This is a genomic window from Streptomyces sp. NBC_01275, from assembly GCF_026340655.1.
Classification (GTDB): domain Bacteria; phylum Actinomycetota; class Actinomycetes; order Streptomycetales; family Streptomycetaceae; genus Streptomyces.
This window is the reverse complement of the sequence record NZ_JAPEOZ010000001.1, coordinates 8,080,719-8,095,709: the sequence shown is the minus strand read 5'-3', so window position 1 is coordinate 8,095,709 and position 14,991 is coordinate 8,080,719. Positions and strand designations below refer to the sequence as shown.

The following is a 14,991-nucleotide window of genomic DNA, read 5'->3' as shown; positions in this document are numbered from 1 at the left end:
GCCCGTTCTCTCCAAGGGGTCTTCGAGCTTAGTGGGCGCGCCCTCGGTCATCCGGGGAGCGACTCCGCAGCCGCGTCCCCACTGAGCAAAACTGAGCACAGCGCAACCGCAGCCGCACGAACGGGGACCCTTCATGATCACGCACAGCCTGTCACCGGAACGCTTCGAGGCCGAGCGGCCGCACCTGCGGGCCGTCGCCTACCGCGTGCTCGGCTCGCTCAGCGAGGCCGACGACGCCGTACAGGAGACCTGGCTGCGGGCGGCCGGGGCCGACCTCGGCGCGGTGGAGAACCTCGGCGGCTGGCTGACCACGGTGGTGGGCCGGGTGTGCCTGAACATGCTGCGCTCCCGCCGGACCCGGCCCGAGGTGCCGCTCGACGCGCAGGTGACCGAACCTGCCGTCGGCCCGTGGGAGGGCGGCGATCCCGAGGAGGAGGCCCTGCTCGCCGACTCGGTCGGGGTGGCGCTGCTGGTCGTCCTGGACACGCTGGCCCCGGCCGAACGGCTGGCGTTCGTGCTGCACGACCTGTTCGCGGTGCCCTTCGACGACATCGCCCCCCTGATCGAGCGCACCCCGGCCACGACCCGGCAGCTGGCGAGCCGGGCCCGCCGCAGGGTCAAGGGAGGCTCCCCCGCTCCCGGCGGCTCCTCGTCCGGCGCCCCCGCCTCCGGGGTCGACCGGGCCCGGCAGCGCGAGGTCGTCGACGCGTTCCTGGCCGCCACGCGCGGCGGGGACTTCGAGGCGCTGCTGGCGCTGCTGCACCCGGACGTGGTCCTCAGCGCCGACCGCTTCGTCGTACCGACCCCGCAGCCCGTCACCGTCGACGGCGCTCGGCCCGTCGCCCAGGGCGCGATGGCGGCGGCCGGGCGGGCCCGGTTCACCGGTCTGGCGCTGCTCGACGGCCGGGTCGGGCTCGTGATGGCGTCGCAGGGCAGGCTGCGGCTGGCCCTCGTCTTCACGATCGCGGAGGGCGGGATCACCGGGATCGACCTGGTGGCGGACCGGGAGCGGCTGGCGGGGATCGAGGTGGCGGTGCTCGACGCGTGAGGAACGGCCGAGGGGCGACCGGAGTTCCCGGTCGCCCCTCGGCCGTGCTCAGAACAACAGCCTTCACCGCGGCTCAGAGCCACAGCCCAGAGCCGCAGCTCAGAACAACAGCTCAGAACCGCAGCTCATAGCTACAACCCAGAACCCTCGGCTCAGAACCACAGCACCAGCGAGGCCGCCGCCGGGGCCGCGTAGATCAGCGGGAACGCCACGTGCGAGAACCAGCGGGCCCGCACCACGGTGGCGACGGCCCCGAGGAAGTACAGGACCAGCCCGGCCGCGGCCAGCATGCCGACCACGGGCACGAGCAGCCCGGCCAGCAGACCGACCGCTCCGGCGGCCTTGGCCGCGCCGAGCCACGGCCACCACGAGCGCGGCACTCCGTAGTCGGCCAGCGGCTTGACCGTCCACTCGGCGCCGAGAAAGACCGAGGCGGCCGAGAAGCCCGCCAGGACGGCTCCGAGGACGGTGACGACGACGTAGGCAGTGGACATGTGCAGCAGCTCCTCGTTCAGGGGATCGGCGACGTGCTTCACCCCCCTGACACGGCGCGCCCCGGGAATGTGACGGGAGCGAAAGCACTTCCCCATGTGATCGCCGTCACATGTCGCGCCCCGCCATCAGCCACCTCGACGGCAGCTCGATCCGAGTGCCGTCAGAGGCCAACTCCGTCGTGGTGAGGGGCAGTTCGCCGGATGCGAGCACCGTGAGGCCGGCCGCGCGCAGATAGCCGGGCACCGCCTCGTCGGCGACCTCGCCGGGGGCGATGCCGTGCCGGAAGATCGGCGCGAGCTTCGGCGGCGGGCCCTCGGGGCGCTGCGCCAGGTCGCCGAGGACGGGCCGGGCGGCCTCGGACAGCTCGACGAGGAAGACCCGGCCCCGCTCCCCCACCAGCGCGGCGATCCCGTCCACCAGCGGCTGCCGGTCGTCGGGCTCGCACTGGTGCAGCACGCCCCGCATATAGACGTTGGCGTCGCCGAGTTCGGCGTGCAGGTTCTGCGCCGCGTCCTTCTCGGCCGCGTCCAGCAGCCGGTACGTCGCCTGCCCCGCGGGGTCGGCGCGCCGGGCGTGGTCGAGGGCCGCGGCGGCCAGGTCGGCGCCGACGACCTGCGGGAAGCGGTCGGCGAGGAAGCGGGTCTGGGTGCCGTTGCCGCAGCCCAGGTCCACCAACGGCAGCCCGGGGTCGACGAGCCGGGGTTCGAAGAGGGCGAGATGGAGGGCCGCGGTCAGCTGGGGCGCCGCGTCCCAGAACACGGCGCCCGGTTCGTCGGGGGCCTCACGCCAGAAGCCCTCCCAGGCCTCCCGGTACCGCATCGTCACGCTCATGCCCAACTCCCCAGGGTATGAAGCCGATCCGCCGCAAGTGACGGGCGAGTACGGTCTATCGCTCCGGGGTGTGCACGACAAGCGCGGGGCGCATTCCTTCACGCCGCGTTCGAGAAGTGCACGCCGTGGCACGCCTGTTCACAGACCCGCCCCGTTCGCTGCCGCGCCCTGTCAGCCGCCCGCCCGGTTCGCGGTCCGCCCTGTTCGCGGTCCGGTTCAGCGACGCGGCAACGTCAGCTCGAACCACACGGACTTGCCCGCGCCGGTACGGTTGGCGCCCCACTCCCGGGCCAGCGTGCTCACCACGCGCAGTCCCCGCCCGGCCTCGTCGCCGGGTCCGGCGCTCAGCAGGGTGGGCAGCTCGTGATCGTCGTCGTCCACCTCGCACAGCAGTGTGTCGCCGCGCACGAGCCGCATGGCGACCGGACGCCGACGGGAGTGCCGTACGGCGTTGGTGACCAGCTCGCTGACCATCAGCTCGGCGTGCGGGACGAGCTTGGCCAGACCCCAGTCGTGGAGCTGTTCGCGGACCGCCGCGCGGGCCCGGCCGACCTCGGCCGGGTCGAGGGCGAAGCGCCATTCGGCGACGTCGTCGGGTTCGATTCCGTTGAGGCGGGCCATCAGCAGGGCCACGTCGTCCTTGCGGCCGCCGCGCGGGTTGAGGGCGCGGATGATGGTGTCGCAGGCGTCGTCCATGGAGGCGGCCGGGTGCGCGGCGGACTCGCAGAGCGTCGCCAGGCCTACGCCGATGTCCTCGCCGCGCATCTCGACCAGCCCGTCGGTGCACATCACCAGCCGGTCGCCGGGCTGCACTCGCACGCGCACCGCCTCGAAGGGCACCCCGCCGACGCCGATCGGCGCGCCCGTGGGCAGATCGAGCAGCTCGCTGCGGGCGTCCTCGGCACGGACGACGACCGGCGGGATATGGCCCGCGTTGGCGAGGTGCAGCTCGCCGGCGATCGGGTCGTAGACGGCGTACAGGCAGGTCGCGAGGTAGGTGTCGCCGAGGCGTTGCGCCAAGTCGTCGAGGTTGCGCAGGAGTTGGGCGGGCGGCAGGTCGAGGGCGGCCATGGTCTGCACGGCTGTCCGCAACTGGCCCATCATGGCGGCCGAGTTGAGGCCGTGGCCCATGACGTCGCCGACGACGAGGGCGGTGCGGGCGCCGGGGAGTTTCACCGAGTCGAACCAGTCGCCGCCGACCCGCCCGAGCAGGGTGCCCGGCAGATAGCGGGTGGCGATGTCGCAGCCCGCCATCCGCGGCGGGATGTGCGGCAGCATGCTGTCCTGGAGGGTCTCGGCGACGCTCTCCTGGTAGGTGTACATGCGCGCGTTGTCCAGCACCAGGCCTGCGCGGGCGGCGAGTTCGGCGCCGGTGACGCGGTCCATGTCGTTGAACTCGACGCGCTCGGGGTGGCGCAGCAGGATCATGAAGCCGAGGACGACGTTGCGGGCCTTGAGCGGGACGACCAGCATGGAGCGGCCGGTGATCAGCGGCCGGATGTCGCGCTTCTCGAACTGCGAGGCGATCATGTGCCCCATCTGCTCGCTGATGCGCGGCACGAGGACGGGCTCGCCGGTGGTCATGCACTGGAAGAACGGGGTGTGCGCCGGGAAGGGCATGGCCTCGCCGACGGGGACGACGTCGTCCCAGCGGCCGGGTTCGTCGGTGTGCTCGATGGCTACCCGGTGCCACATGGTGGTGGTGTCCGGCACGCCGTCGGGGAATCCCTCGCCGCCGACGACCTGTTCGCGCAGATAGGTGCCGGCGACGTCGGTGAAGCGGGGGACGACGGCTCTGCTGACCTCGAGGATGGTGCGGGAGAGGTCGAGGGAGGTGCCGATCCTCCCGCTGACCTCGTTGAGGAACTCCAGGCGCTCGCGGACGGCGGTGTACTCGAGGTCCTCGCCCTCGTCGGGGAGGTCGTCCGGCAGCGGCAGGCCCTCGGCGACGGCGCGGGCGGCGCGCTCCCGGCGGGCTCTGCGCTCGACGCGCCGGGCCACGCCCCAGTCGGGGGTCACGGGCACCCGGTCGCTCTGGCTGAACTCCAGCACGGGATAGCCCAGTTCGAGGATCTGCGCGACGATGCGGGCGCTCTCGCCGACGCTCATGCTGGGCAGGATCTCGGGGAGCCTGCGGGCGAGTTCCTCGGCGCCGGGGAAGTCGGTGTACAGGGCGAAGCCGGGGGCGATGCGCTCGACGGCGGGGCGGTCCTGCGGATCCTCCGGGCGCAGTCCGTCCGCGTCGGCGGCGAGCACGAGCAGCCGCTCGCTGCCGGGGCCGACCAGCGGATAGGCCCACCACAGGACGTCGACGCGGTCCCTCCCCCGCCCTCCGGGCGGGGGGACCCCCCTCTCGCTCCGCTCGGGCAGGGTCAGCCGGGCCCGTCCGGCGGCCGGGTAGCCCAGCCTCTGGTCGAGGGAGGACTCCAGTCCGGGACCGAGGCCGTCGTAGGCGGCGTACTCGCCGTAGCCGCCGGGGCCGCCGTACGGGAGGTCGTCGGGCTCGGGGAGCGCGCCGGCGACGGGGAGCAGGTCGATCGCGGGCTGTCCGATCGCCTCTTCCTTGACGACGCCGAAGAGCCGGCGTGCGCCGCTGCTCCAGTGGGAGACGAGGCCCTCGCGGTCGACCACGACCACGGCCAGCGGGATGCGTCCGGCGGCGGACTCGGCCGCCGCACCGCTCCCGGCTCCGCGGCTGGGAGGCGCGTCCCTCTCGGTGCCACGGTCCATGGCCCAGGCCCTCTCTCCCCAGAGCTGTGCAAGATCTGTCCCGCAGCCACCACCGTACGGCGCACGCCCGGCGGGATGTGCGGCAATACGGGAATTGGTTTCGCCGGGTCGCGCCGGGGTACGCCCACGCCCCGACGCCTGCTCAGCCCTCTGTTCGCTCCCCGGCCGGGTCTTCGTGGCCCAGCCGCAGATCGCGTTCCGTGCGGCCGCCGCCCGCCACCTGGAGAACGGTGGCGACCGGCGGGTAGCCGGAGGCGATGACGGTGTACTCGCGGCTCAACGACCAGGGAACGCCCGACGGTTGACCGACCAGCGGTCGAACGGCCCGACGGCGAGGTCTACTTCTCGACCTCGGTGGCGAGGTTGTCGAGGATCACGTCGTAGATGCGGCCGAGACCCTTGGGCGCGAAGGTCCGCTCGAAGAAGCCGCCGACGCCGCCGGCGCCGGTCCAGGTGGTGGTCACGACGACCCGGGACTTGCCCTCGCCGGCCGGGGTGACGCGCCAGGTGGTGACCATCGAGGAGTTGCGGTCCTTCTCGACGAGCTCGCCGTCGGTCGGCTCGGCGACCTCCAGGAGGCAGTCGCGGACGCGCTTGCTGGTGGCCTGGAGCTTCCAGTGGACGAGGGTGCCCTCGCCGTCGCCGCCCTCGTGGACCTCGTACTCGCTGAAGTGCTCGGGCAGCAGCTTCGCGCGCGTGCCGCTGTAGTCGGCGAGCGTGTCGAACACCTTCTCCGGGTCCGCTGCGACGACCCGCTCGGTGGTGGCCTCGACCTGCGCCATGGGGTTCCTCCAGGTCCGTGTTGCTCAGGGTTCCTCAGGTTCGGGGCAAGCCAACCACCCCGGTCCACGGCCGCCCAAATCGGGGGCCCGGAAGCGATCGCCGGACGGTCGAAAAGGACCACCGACCCAAGGACCGCCGATCGAAGAGGGCCGTCGAAAGAACGGTCGCACGATCATGGGAACACATGTTCTATTGTGGGGGCAGTGCTACCGAGGAGGCGTCATGCGCTGGGAGAACCTCACCGTGGAGACCCGCCACGACCGGCCGGCCGACGCCGCGCTGTTCGGCGCGGACGCGGTCACGACCCGGACGTTCGACACGCCCGAGTTCGCCGGCATCACGTTCCACGAGGTCCGGGCCCGCTCGGTCCTCAACCGGGTGCCGGGCGCCTCGCGCATGCCGTTCGAGTGGACGGTGAACCCCTATCGGGGCTGCACGCACGCGTGCGTGTACTGCTTCGCGCGCAAGACGCACAGCTATCTCGACCTCGACACCGGGATCGGCTTCGACACCCAGATCGTCGTCAAGGTGAACGCGCCGGAGGTGCTGCGCCGCCAGCTGTCCTCGCCCCGCTGGCCCGGCGAGCACGTCGCGATGGGCACCAACGTCGACTGCTACCAGCGCGCCGAGGGCCGCTACCGGCTGATGCCGGGCATCCTGGCCGCCCTGCGCGACCACGCCAACCCCTTCTCGATCCTGACCAAGGGCACCCTGATCCTGCGCGACCTCGACCTGCTGAAACAGTCCGCCGAGGTGGCCGACGTCGGCATCTCCGTGTCGGTCGGCTTCGTCGACGGCGAGCTGTGGCGCACCGTGGAGCCGGGCACACCGGCCCCGGAGCGGCGCCTGGACGTCGTACGGACGCTCACCGACCACGGGATCGACTGCGGGGTCCTGATGGCGCCGGTGATCCCGTTCCTGGGCGACGAGCCGGCCCAACTGCGGGCCACCGTGCGGGCGATCGCGGCCGCCGGGGCCACCTCCGTCACTCCCCTCGCGCTGCATCTGCGCCCCGGCGCCCGCGAGTGGTTCATGAGCTGGCTGGCACAGCACCACCCCTACCTGGTGCGGCGCTACGAGCGGCTGTACACGGACGGCGCCTACGCGCCGAAGTGGTACCAGCGCCGGATCACCCGTCAGGTCCACGAGCTGGCCCAGGAGTACGGCATCGGTCCCGCGCGCGGGGGGATGCCCCGCCGGATCCGGCCGCCCGAGCCGGCGGAGGAACCCACGCCGCCCGAGCCCACCCAACTCACGCTGATCTGAGGGCGTTCTCGGCCCGGCCCGAGCGCGTTCGAGCGCATCCGGCAACCCGAACGGGTCAAGTATCACCAGATCAGGTTCTTTCGGACGATCTTTCCGGGACGATGCGGCGAGGGCCGTGACCTGCGCGGTCCGACCACCTCCGTCCTGGGAGGACTCCCATGAACACACGCGCAGCCGTGCTGTGCGCCGCCGTCGCCGTCGTGGCCGGGACGCTCACCGCGGCGCCCGCCGACGCGAGCCCCTCGTCCACCGCCCGGGCCGCCGGTGCGGCGGGACTCACCTGGAAGAGCTGCCGCACCGCCGACCGGCCGACGCTCCAGTGCGCGTCCCTGAAGGTGCCGCTCGACCACGACGACCCGAGCGGGAAGCAGATCACGCTGGCCCTGTCCCGCGTCCCGCACACCGCGAAGACGTTCCAGGGCCCGCTGCTGGTCAACCCCGGCGGCCCCGGCGGCGGCGGGCTGTCCCTCGCCGGGTTCATCGCCTCGGCGCTGCCGAAGGCGGTGGCGGCCCAGTACGACGTCATCGGCTTCGACCCGCGCGGGGTGGGCAAGAGCTCGCCCGCGCTGAACTGCGAGCCCGGCCACTTCGCCGCCGTACGCCCGGACTCCGTCCCGTCCACCGAGGCGATCGAGCAGGCCAACCTCACCCGCGCGCGGTCCTTCGCCGAGGCCTGCGGCAAGAAGTACGCGAGCGTGCTGCCGTACATCGACACGATCAGCACCGTGCGGGACATGGACGCGATCCGCGCCGCCGTCGGCGCGGGGAAGCTGAACTACTTCGGCTACTCGTACGGCACCTACCTCGGCGCGGTCTACGCCAAGCTCTACCCGCAGCGGGTACGGCGCCTGGTGCTGGACTCGATCGTCGACCCGACGGGCGTCTGGTACGACGACAACCTCACACAGGACCTCGCCTTCAACGACCGGCACCGCGCGCTGATGGCGTGGATCGCCAAGTACGACAAGACGTACAAGCTCGGCGCCGACCCGGAGAAGGTCGAGGCCGAGTGGTACGCGATGCGGGCGGCCCTCGCGAAGAAGCCGGCCGGCGGCAAGGTGGGCGCGTCGGAGCTGGAGGACACCTTCCTGCCCGGCGGCTACTACAACGGCTACTGGCCCCACCTCGCCGAGGCGTTCGCGGCCTACGCCAACGACAAGAAGACCGGCCCGCTGGTCGAGGCGTACGAGAACTTCGCCGCCGTCGACGCCTCGGGGGACAACGGCTACAGCGTCTACACCTCGGTGCAGTGCCGTGACGCCTCCTGGCCGCGGGACTGGGACGAGTGGCGCTCGGACAACTGGTCGGCGTACGCGAAGGCGCCGTTCATGACCTGGAGCAACGCCTGGTACAACGCGCCGTGCGCGTTCTGGCCGACGAAGCCGCTGGGCCCGGTGAACCTGGCCAACGGCGCGCTGCCGCCGGCCCTGCTGTTCCAGGCGACGGACGACGCGGCGACCCCGTACGAGGGCGGCGCGATGATGCACTCCCTGCTGCGCGGCTCCAGCTTCGTGGTGGAGCAGGGCGGCCAGAACCACGGCATCGCGCTGAGCGGGAACAGCTGCCTGGACAAGCACCTGGCGGCGTATCTGACCGACGGCACGGTGCCGCGCGGCGTCGGCGGGGTGGACGCGGTGTGCAAGGCGCAGTCCGACCCGAAGCCGCTGAGCGCGAAGGTCGCGTCGCGCACGGCCCACGGCTCGACGCTGCACGGGCTGCTGGGGTTCCGCGGCTGAGGTCGGCGGCCGGTCGTCGGGGGCGTTGTCAGACCCGTGGTCCATCATGGGCGCATGAGTGAGCTGACCAGGATTCCCGCCCCCGACGGGGTCGCCCCCGCCGCGCAGTACACGCATGTCGTCATGGGCACGGGCCGCTTCGTCGCGGTCTCCGGCCAGCTCGCCCTGGACGAGGACGGCAAGCCGGTGGGCGAGGGCGATCCGGCGGCGCAGGCCCGTCAGGTCTTCGAGAACCTGCGGCGCTGTCTGGCCGCCGCCGGGGCGACCTTCGCCGACGTCGTCAAACTCACCTACTTCGTCACGGACATGGCCCATATGCCCGCGATCCGCGCGGCCCGCGTCGCGCACATACCCGACGACCGTCTCCCCGCCGCCTCGGCCGTCCAGGTCGCCGCGCTGGTCGCCCCGGAGTTCCTGATGGAGATCGAAGCGTTCGCGGTGGTGCCGGGGTGACTCCCCCCGCCCCGAACCCGGCCCCGAACCCTGCCCCGGACCCGGACCCGGACCCGGGCCCGCGGCCCGCGGCCGTCCCGACCGTCTCAACGCCTCACCGCTGGCGCGGAATCCGCCCCAGCGCGTGCACGGCCGCCTCCGCGAGCACCGGGTGGGCGAGGGCCTCGTTCAGCACCGGCCGGGCGCGGTCGTCCCCCAGCGTGCCGAGCCCCTCCACGCACGCGAGGGCCACCCGCCGGTAGGGGTCGTGCGGGCGCAGCCGCCGCCGGAGCGTGGTGATCAGCGCGGGCACGGACTCGGGCGCGCGCAGCTCCACCAGCAGCCGGACGGGATGCAGGGCATAGGCGACGCGCAGCTCGTTGGTGGCCAGGGCGGCCGCGGCGCGGGCGGTGCGCGGGTCGCCGAGCCGGGCCAGGGCGTACGCGGCGGAGGCGCAGCGCGGCGGGTCGCGATGGTTGAGCAGCAGGACGAGCGCCTCGAAGGCGCGCCGGTCCCCGGCCAGCCCCAGCCGGAACGCGGCGAGCTCCCGGGCCCACAGCGGCTGCCCCGACTCGGTGAGCACACCCGCGAGTTCGTCACCGTCCACGGCGTCCGCCAGCCGCTCGTAGACGGCGGCGCCGCCGGACTCCTGCCGTAAGCGCTCCGTGAGCGATCGCAACTCTTCGTCCATGCGCCGAGCCTAGGGCAGGGCACGGCGGTCGCAGGGCACGTCCGCCGAGGCGGTCCGTGCAGCGAAACAGATCACAGCCACGGGGGGCTGGCGCGCTCGTTACCCACCGGTTAAGCTCAGACGAGCGAGTCACCCACTCGCCTCACCTCCTCGCTGCGGCCTGGTGACGCAGTCGCCGCGAGAGAAGTCGGTTCGGTACCTCGTACCGCGTACGACCCGGCCACGGGACAGGGCCGGTCGGATCTCCCGTTCGTCTTCGGGCGTGTGCACGCCCACGACGACGGCACCGGGCGTGTGCGCTCGTAGCCCGGCAACACCCGCACTCCTTCTCCGCACCCGGTGCGCCCGTGGTCCGGCCTTCGCGAAGGCCTCCTCGGCGCACCCGGGCGCGTTCCCAGTCGTCACCCCTCATTCCTGGAGTCCCGCGATGGCCACTCCCCTGTCCCACACCTCCGCCTCCCCTCTCTCTCCGCTGTCCCCGCTGCGCACGATCGCCGTCGTCGGTCTCGGCACCATGGGCGCCGGCATCACCGAGGTCCTGGCCAAGGCCGGCCGCACGGTGATCGGCATCGACGTCAGCGAGGCCCAGGCCGCGCGGGCCCTCGCCGCGCTGGAGTCCTCCACCGCCCGCGCCGTGCAGCGCGGCCGGCTGACCGAGCAGGAGCGCGCCGACCTCGTCGCCCGTGTCCGCGTCTCCACCGACCTGCGCACCGCCGCCGACGCCGATCTCGTCATCGAGGTGGCGCCGGAGTCGTACGAGATCAAGCAGCAGATCTTCCGGGAGCTGGACGGGATCGTGCGTCCCGAGGCGATCCTGGCGACCGGCACCAACGCGCTGTCCGTGACCCGCCTGGCCGCCGACTCGGCGCGTCCGGAGCGCGTGCTCGGCCTGCACTTCTTCAACCCGGCGCCGGCCATGAAGCTGGTCGAGGTCGTCTCCTCGGTGCTCACCGCGCCCACCGCCGTCGCCGCGGTCACCGACCTCGCCCTCGACCTCGGCAAGGAGCCCGTCGCGGTCGGCGACCGGCCCGGATTCGTCGCGGACGGGCTGCTGTTCGGCTACCTCAACCAGGCCGCCGCGATGTACGAGGCCCGCTACGCCTCCCGCGAGGACATCGACGCGGCGATGCGGCTGGGCTGCGGACTGCCGATGGGCCCCCTCGCCCTGCTCGACCTGATCGGCGTGGACACGGCCCGTACGGTCCTGGAGGCCATGTACGCCGAGTCGCGCGACCGGCTGCACGCCCCCGCGCCGATCCTCAAGCAGCTCAGCGAGGCGGGCCTGACCGGCCGTAAGTCGGGCCGGGGCTTCTACGCCTACGACGCCCCCGGGAGCTCGACGGTGGTCCCCGACGCCCTGACCCCGCCGTCCGACACCGCCGCGACAGCCGGCCGCACGGTCCGCTCGGTCGGCGTCGCCGGCTCCGGCACGATGGCCTCCGGGATCGCCGAGGTCTTCGCCAAGGCCGGCTACGACGTCGTCCTCGCCGCCCGCAGCGAGGAGAAGGCGCAGGTCGCCAAGGCCCGTATCGGCAAGTCCCTGTCCCGCTCCGTCGACAAGGGCCGGCTGACTGCGGAGGCCGCCGCGCAGACCCTGGACCGGATCACCCCGGCCGGCTCCTACGACGCCTTCGCCGACGTGGACCTGGCGGTCGAGGCGGTCGCCGAGGACCTGGAGATCAAGCAGCAGCTGTTCGCGACGCTGGACAAGGTCTGCAAGCCGGGCGCTGTCCTGGCCACGACCACGTCCTCGCTGCCGGTCGTGGCCTGCGCCCGCGCGACCTCGCGCCCGCAGGACGTGATCGGCATGCACTTCTTCAACCCGGCGCCGGCCATGAAGCTGGTCGAGGTGGTCCGCACGGTGCTGACGGCCGAGGACGTCCACGCGACGGTCCGCGAGGTCTGCGTCAAGGTCAGGAAGCACGCGGTCGACTGCTCGGACCGCGCGGGCTTCATCGTGAACGCGCTGCTGTTCCCCTACCTCAACAACGCGATCAAGATGGTGCAGGAGCACTACGCGTCGCTCGACGACATCGACGCGGCCATGAAGCTGGGCGGCGGCTACCCGATGGGCCCCTTCGAGCTGCTGGACGTCGTCGGGCTCGACGTCTCGCTGGCGATCGAGAAGGTCCTGCACCGCGAGTTCCGCGACCCCGGTCTCGCTCCGGCCCCGCTCCTGGAGCATCTGGTGGCCGCGGGCTGCCTCGGCCGCAAGACCGGCCGCGGCTTCCGCGAATATGCCCGCCGCTGAGCGGGACGGCGACCGGCTGCGCTCGGACGAGGACTGGGGCGGACTCCTCGAGCCCACCGGCGCACCCCCGCCCGCCCGGGGCGGGGGAAACCCGGGACATGCGCACCGAGCTGCGCACATGCAGTACGTTCGGGTCATGTCCCAGCCCGCCAGGTCCTCACGTACACCAGCCACGCCCGACGCGCCGGAGAGTGCCGCGGGCGGCCGCGCGGCCGCCCAACGGCTCAAGATGCGCCGCGAACTGGCGGCCGCGGCGATGGAGCTGTTCGCGACCAAGGGGTACGAGGCGACCACCGTCGACGAGATCGCGGCCGCGGCCGGGGTCGCCCGCCGCACCTTCTTCCGCCACTTCCGCTCCAAGGAAGAGGCGATCTTCCCGGATCACGACGACACGTTGATCCGCGCGGAGGCCGTGCTCAACGCGGCCCCGGCCCACGAGCACCCGCTCGACACCGTGTGCCGCGGCATCAAGGAAGTCATGAAGATGTACGCGGCCCGGCCGGAGATCTCGGTCGCCCGCTACAAGCTGACGCGCGAGGTGCCCACCCTGCGCGAGGCCGAGATCGCATCGGTGGCCCGCTACGAGCGGCTCTTCACCCGCTATCTCCTCGGCCACTTCGACGAGCACGCGCACGACGACGACGCCAACGACGACCCGCTGCTCGCGGAGGTCGCCGCGTCCGCCGTGGTCACCGCCCACAACCACGTGCTGCGGCGGTGGCTGCGGGCCGGCGGCCAGGGCGACGTCGAGACCCAGCTCGACCACGCCTTCGCGATCGTGCGCAAGACGTTCGGGACGGGCATCGGAGTCGGCCGCAGCGGCGCCGCCGCCCCCCAGCCGGTCCCGGCGGCGGTCTCCGCGCAGGGCGAGGTCCTGGTGACCGTCGCCCGTACCGACGCCCCGCTGGACGAGGTCATGCGCACCATCGAGCAGGCCCTCAAGGAACGCTGACTTTCTCCCTTTTTCCTCTTCGCGCTGTGACGACGGCCACCCCACCGGGTGGCCGTTTTGGCATGCCAGAGGCCCTTTTCACGCAGATTTCCGATCCCGTTCGATCGATCATCGCTCATTTGTTACGTAAAGATTTCATCTGAGGCGAAGTTCTGGCACTCAGTGCCTTGCGGGGTGACACGCGGTGTCATACGTTGAAGAGGTCCGGGCGGCCGGCGTGCAGAGACCTTTCGTACGTCGGCTGTCCCCGCAAGCTCATGGCCTGCGCGCCCGGACGCCTGCGTCACAGGCACCCTCCCGCGCCACAAAGCGCTGCCGAACAGCACCACCGCCGAACCGACGGCACTTCTCCACCCCACCCTCAGCAGCACCGACGTAACCCTCAGCGCCCCGCCCTCAGGGCGCTCACCGCCGGAGGCAACACCGTGACCGTTAAGGACATCCTGGACGCGATCCAGTCGCCGGACTCGACGGCGGCCGACTTCGCCGCACTGCCGCTCCCCGAGTCGTACCGCGCGATCACCGTCCACAAGGACGAGACGGAGATGTTCGCGGGCCTCACCACCCGCGACAAGGACCCGCGCAAGTCGCTCCACCTGGACGAGGTGGCCTTGCCCGAACTCGGCCCGGGCGAGGCCCTGGTGGCCGTCATGGCCTCCTCTGTCAACTACAACTCCGTGTGGACGTCGATCTTCGAGCCGCTGTCGACGTTCGGCTTCCTGGAGCGCTACGGCAAGCTCAGCGAGCTCACCAAGCGGCACGACCTGCCGTACCACGTCATCGGCTCCGACCTCGCGGGCGTCGTCCTGCGCACCGGTCCCGGCGTCAACGCCTGGAAGCCGGGCGACGAGGTCGTCGCGCACTGTCTGTCCGTCGAGCTGGAGTCCTCCGACGGCCACAACGACACGATGCTCGACCCCGAGCAGCGCATCTGGGGCTTCGAGACGAACTTCGGCGGGCTCGCCGAGATCGCGCTGGTCAAGTCCAACCAGCTGATGCCGAAGCCGGACCATCTGAGCTGGGAGGAGGCCGCGGCCCCCGGGCTCGTGAACTCCACCGCCTACCGGCAGCTGGTCTCCCGCAACGGCGCCGGCATGAAGCAGGGCGACAACGTGCTCATCTGGGGCGCGAGCGGCGGACTGGGCAGCTACGCCACGCAGTTCGCGCTGGCCGGCGGCGCCAACCCGATCTGTGTCGTCTCCAGCGAGCAGAAGGCCCAGATCTGCCGGTCCATGGGCGCGGAGGCGATCATCGACCGCACCGCCGAGGACTACAAGTTCTGGCAGGACGAGCACCACCAGGACCCGCGCGAGTGGAAGCGTTTCGGTAAGCGCATCCGCGAGCTGACCGGCGGCGAGGACGTCGACATCGTCTTCGAGCACCCCGGCCGCGAGACCTTCGGCGCGAGCGTCTACGTCACGCGCAAGGGCGGCACGATCGTCACCTGCGCCTCGACCTCCGGGTACAACCACGAGTACGACAACCGTTACCTGTGGATGTCCCTGAAGAAGATCATCGGCTCGCACTTCGCCAACTACCGCGAGGCCTGGGAGGCCAACCGGCTGGTCGCCAAGGGCAAGATCCACCCGACGCTCTCCAAGGTGTACTCCCTGGAGGAGACCGGGCAGGCCGCCTACGACGTGCACCGCAACCTCCACCAGGGCAAGGTCGGCGTCCTGTGCCTGGCGCCCGAGGAAGGCCTCGGCGTCCGCGACGAGGCCAAGCGCGCCCAGCACGTCGACGCCATCAACCGCTTCCGCAACATCTGAGGACACC

13 protein-coding genes are annotated in these 14,991 nt (G+C 72.1%); 7 read left to right on the top strand and 6 right to left on the bottom strand.

Annotated elements, in window-relative coordinates; genetic code table 11:
- Positions 1-133: 133 nt before the first annotated feature.
- Complete coding sequence (locus tag OG562_RS35455; protein WP_266405434.1) at positions 134-1,048, top strand: sigma factor; 915 nt, start codon at positions 134-136, stop codon at positions 1,046-1,048.
- A gap of 152 nt (positions 1,049-1,200) precedes the next feature.
- On the opposite strand, the gene OG562_RS35450 is transcribed toward OG562_RS35455, so the two are convergent.
- From OG562_RS35450 to OG562_RS35430, 5 genes are all read right to left on the bottom strand, one after another.
- Entirely contained in the window at positions 1,201-1,542 is a 342-nt protein-coding gene (locus OG562_RS35450; protein WP_266405432.1) for a DoxX family protein, read from the bottom strand.
- 106 nt (positions 1,543-1,648) lie between these two features.
- A complete protein-coding gene (locus tag OG562_RS35445) occupies positions 1,649-2,374 on the bottom strand; it encodes a class I SAM-dependent methyltransferase (RefSeq protein ID WP_266405431.1) in 726 nt (241 codons plus the stop codon).
- 216 nt (positions 2,375-2,590) lie between these two features.
- A complete protein-coding gene (locus OG562_RS35440) occupies positions 2,591-5,104 on the bottom strand; it encodes a SpoIIE family protein phosphatase (RefSeq protein ID WP_266405430.1) in 2,514 nt (837 codons plus the stop codon).
- Between the two features lie 142 nt (positions 5,105-5,246).
- Positions 5,247-5,384: a hypothetical protein gene (locus tag OG562_RS35435; protein WP_266405428.1), complete on the bottom strand. Its 138-nt coding sequence runs from the start codon at positions 5,382-5,384 to the stop codon at positions 5,247-5,249.
- A 58-nt stretch (positions 5,385-5,442) separates the two neighbouring features.
- The gene (locus OG562_RS35430; protein WP_266405426.1) at positions 5,443-5,886 is read right to left on the bottom strand and encodes an SRPBCC family protein; all 444 of its coding nucleotides are present in this window, start codon (positions 5,884-5,886) and stop codon (positions 5,443-5,445) included.
- Between the two features lie 223 nt (positions 5,887-6,109).
- On the opposite strand from OG562_RS35430, the gene OG562_RS35425 reads away from it, so the two are divergent.
- From OG562_RS35425 to OG562_RS35415, 3 genes are all read left to right on the top strand, one after another.
- The gene (locus OG562_RS35425; RefSeq protein ID WP_266405424.1) at positions 6,110-7,153 is read left to right on the top strand and encodes an Rv2578c family radical SAM protein; all 1,044 of its coding nucleotides are present in this window, start codon (positions 6,110-6,112) and stop codon (positions 7,151-7,153) included.
- A 158-nt stretch (positions 7,154-7,311) separates the two neighbouring features.
- The gene (locus OG562_RS35420; RefSeq protein ID WP_266405422.1) at positions 7,312-8,889 is read left to right on the top strand and encodes an alpha/beta hydrolase; all 1,578 of its coding nucleotides are present in this window, start codon (positions 7,312-7,314) and stop codon (positions 8,887-8,889) included.
- A 54-nt stretch (positions 8,890-8,943) separates the two neighbouring features.
- Positions 8,944-9,342 (top strand): RidA family protein, encoded by a 399-nt coding sequence (locus OG562_RS35415; protein WP_266405420.1) that lies wholly within the window; start codon positions 8,944-8,946, stop codon positions 9,340-9,342.
- A 94-nt stretch (positions 9,343-9,436) separates the two neighbouring features.
- On the opposite strand, the gene OG562_RS35410 is transcribed toward OG562_RS35415, so the two are convergent.
- Positions 9,437-10,012 (bottom strand): adenylosuccinate lyase, encoded by a 576-nt coding sequence (locus OG562_RS35410; RefSeq protein WP_266405418.1) that lies wholly within the window; start codon positions 10,010-10,012, stop codon positions 9,437-9,439.
- A gap of 427 nt (positions 10,013-10,439) precedes the next feature.
- On the opposite strand from OG562_RS35410, the gene OG562_RS35405 reads away from it, so the two are divergent.
- From OG562_RS35405 to ccrA, 3 genes are all read left to right on the top strand, one after another.
- The gene (locus tag OG562_RS35405) at positions 10,440-12,263 is read left to right on the top strand and encodes a 3-hydroxyacyl-CoA dehydrogenase family protein (protein ID WP_266405417.1); all 1,824 of its coding nucleotides are present in this window, start codon (positions 10,440-10,442) and stop codon (positions 12,261-12,263) included.
- Between the two features lie 136 nt (positions 12,264-12,399).
- On the top strand, positions 12,400-13,215 hold the full coding sequence (locus tag OG562_RS35400; protein WP_266405415.1) for a TetR family transcriptional regulator: 816 nt from the start codon (positions 12,400-12,402) through the stop codon (positions 13,213-13,215).
- A gap of 425 nt (positions 13,216-13,640) precedes the next feature.
- On the top strand, positions 13,641-14,984 hold the full coding sequence (gene ccrA, locus OG562_RS35395) for a crotonyl-CoA carboxylase/reductase (protein WP_266405413.1): 1,344 nt from the start codon (positions 13,641-13,643) through the stop codon (positions 14,982-14,984).
- The last annotated feature ends 7 nt before the right edge of the window (positions 14,985-14,991 follow it).

What these genes read in the sequence shown, in the direction of transcription:
- OG562_RS35405 (WP_266405417.1), top strand. Translation starts at nt 10,440, where the DNA reads ATGGCCACTCCCCTGTCCCACACCTCCGCCTCCCCTCTCTCTCCGCTG.
- OG562_RS35425 (WP_266405424.1), top strand. Translation starts at nt 6,110, where the DNA reads ATGCGCTGGGAGAACCTCACCGTGGAGACCCGCCACGACCGGCCGGCC.
- OG562_RS35445 (WP_266405431.1), bottom strand. Translation starts at nt 2,374, where the DNA reads ATGAGCGTGACGATGCGGTACCGGGAGGCCTGGGAGGGCTTCTGGCGT.
- OG562_RS35455 (WP_266405434.1), top strand. Translation starts at nt 134, where the DNA reads ATGATCACGCACAGCCTGTCACCGGAACGCTTCGAGGCCGAGCGGCCG.
- OG562_RS35410 (WP_266405418.1), bottom strand. Translation starts at nt 10,012, where the DNA reads ATGGACGAAGAGTTGCGATCGCTCACGGAGCGCTTACGGCAGGAGTCC.
- OG562_RS35400 (WP_266405415.1), top strand. Translation starts at nt 12,400, where the DNA reads ATGTCCCAGCCCGCCAGGTCCTCACGTACACCAGCCACGCCCGACGCG.
- OG562_RS35420 (WP_266405422.1), top strand. Translation starts at nt 7,312, where the DNA reads ATGAACACACGCGCAGCCGTGCTGTGCGCCGCCGTCGCCGTCGTGGCC.
- OG562_RS35415 (WP_266405420.1), top strand. Translation starts at nt 8,944, where the DNA reads ATGAGTGAGCTGACCAGGATTCCCGCCCCCGACGGGGTCGCCCCCGCC.
- OG562_RS35450 (WP_266405432.1), bottom strand. Translation starts at nt 1,542, where the DNA reads ATGTCCACTGCCTACGTCGTCGTCACCGTCCTCGGAGCCGTCCTGGCG.
- OG562_RS35430 (WP_266405426.1), bottom strand. Translation starts at nt 5,886, where the DNA reads ATGGCGCAGGTCGAGGCCACCACCGAGCGGGTCGTCGCAGCGGACCCG.
- OG562_RS35440 (WP_266405430.1), bottom strand. Translation starts at nt 5,104, where the DNA reads ATGGACCGTGGCACCGAGAGGGACGCGCCTCCCAGCCGCGGAGCCGGG.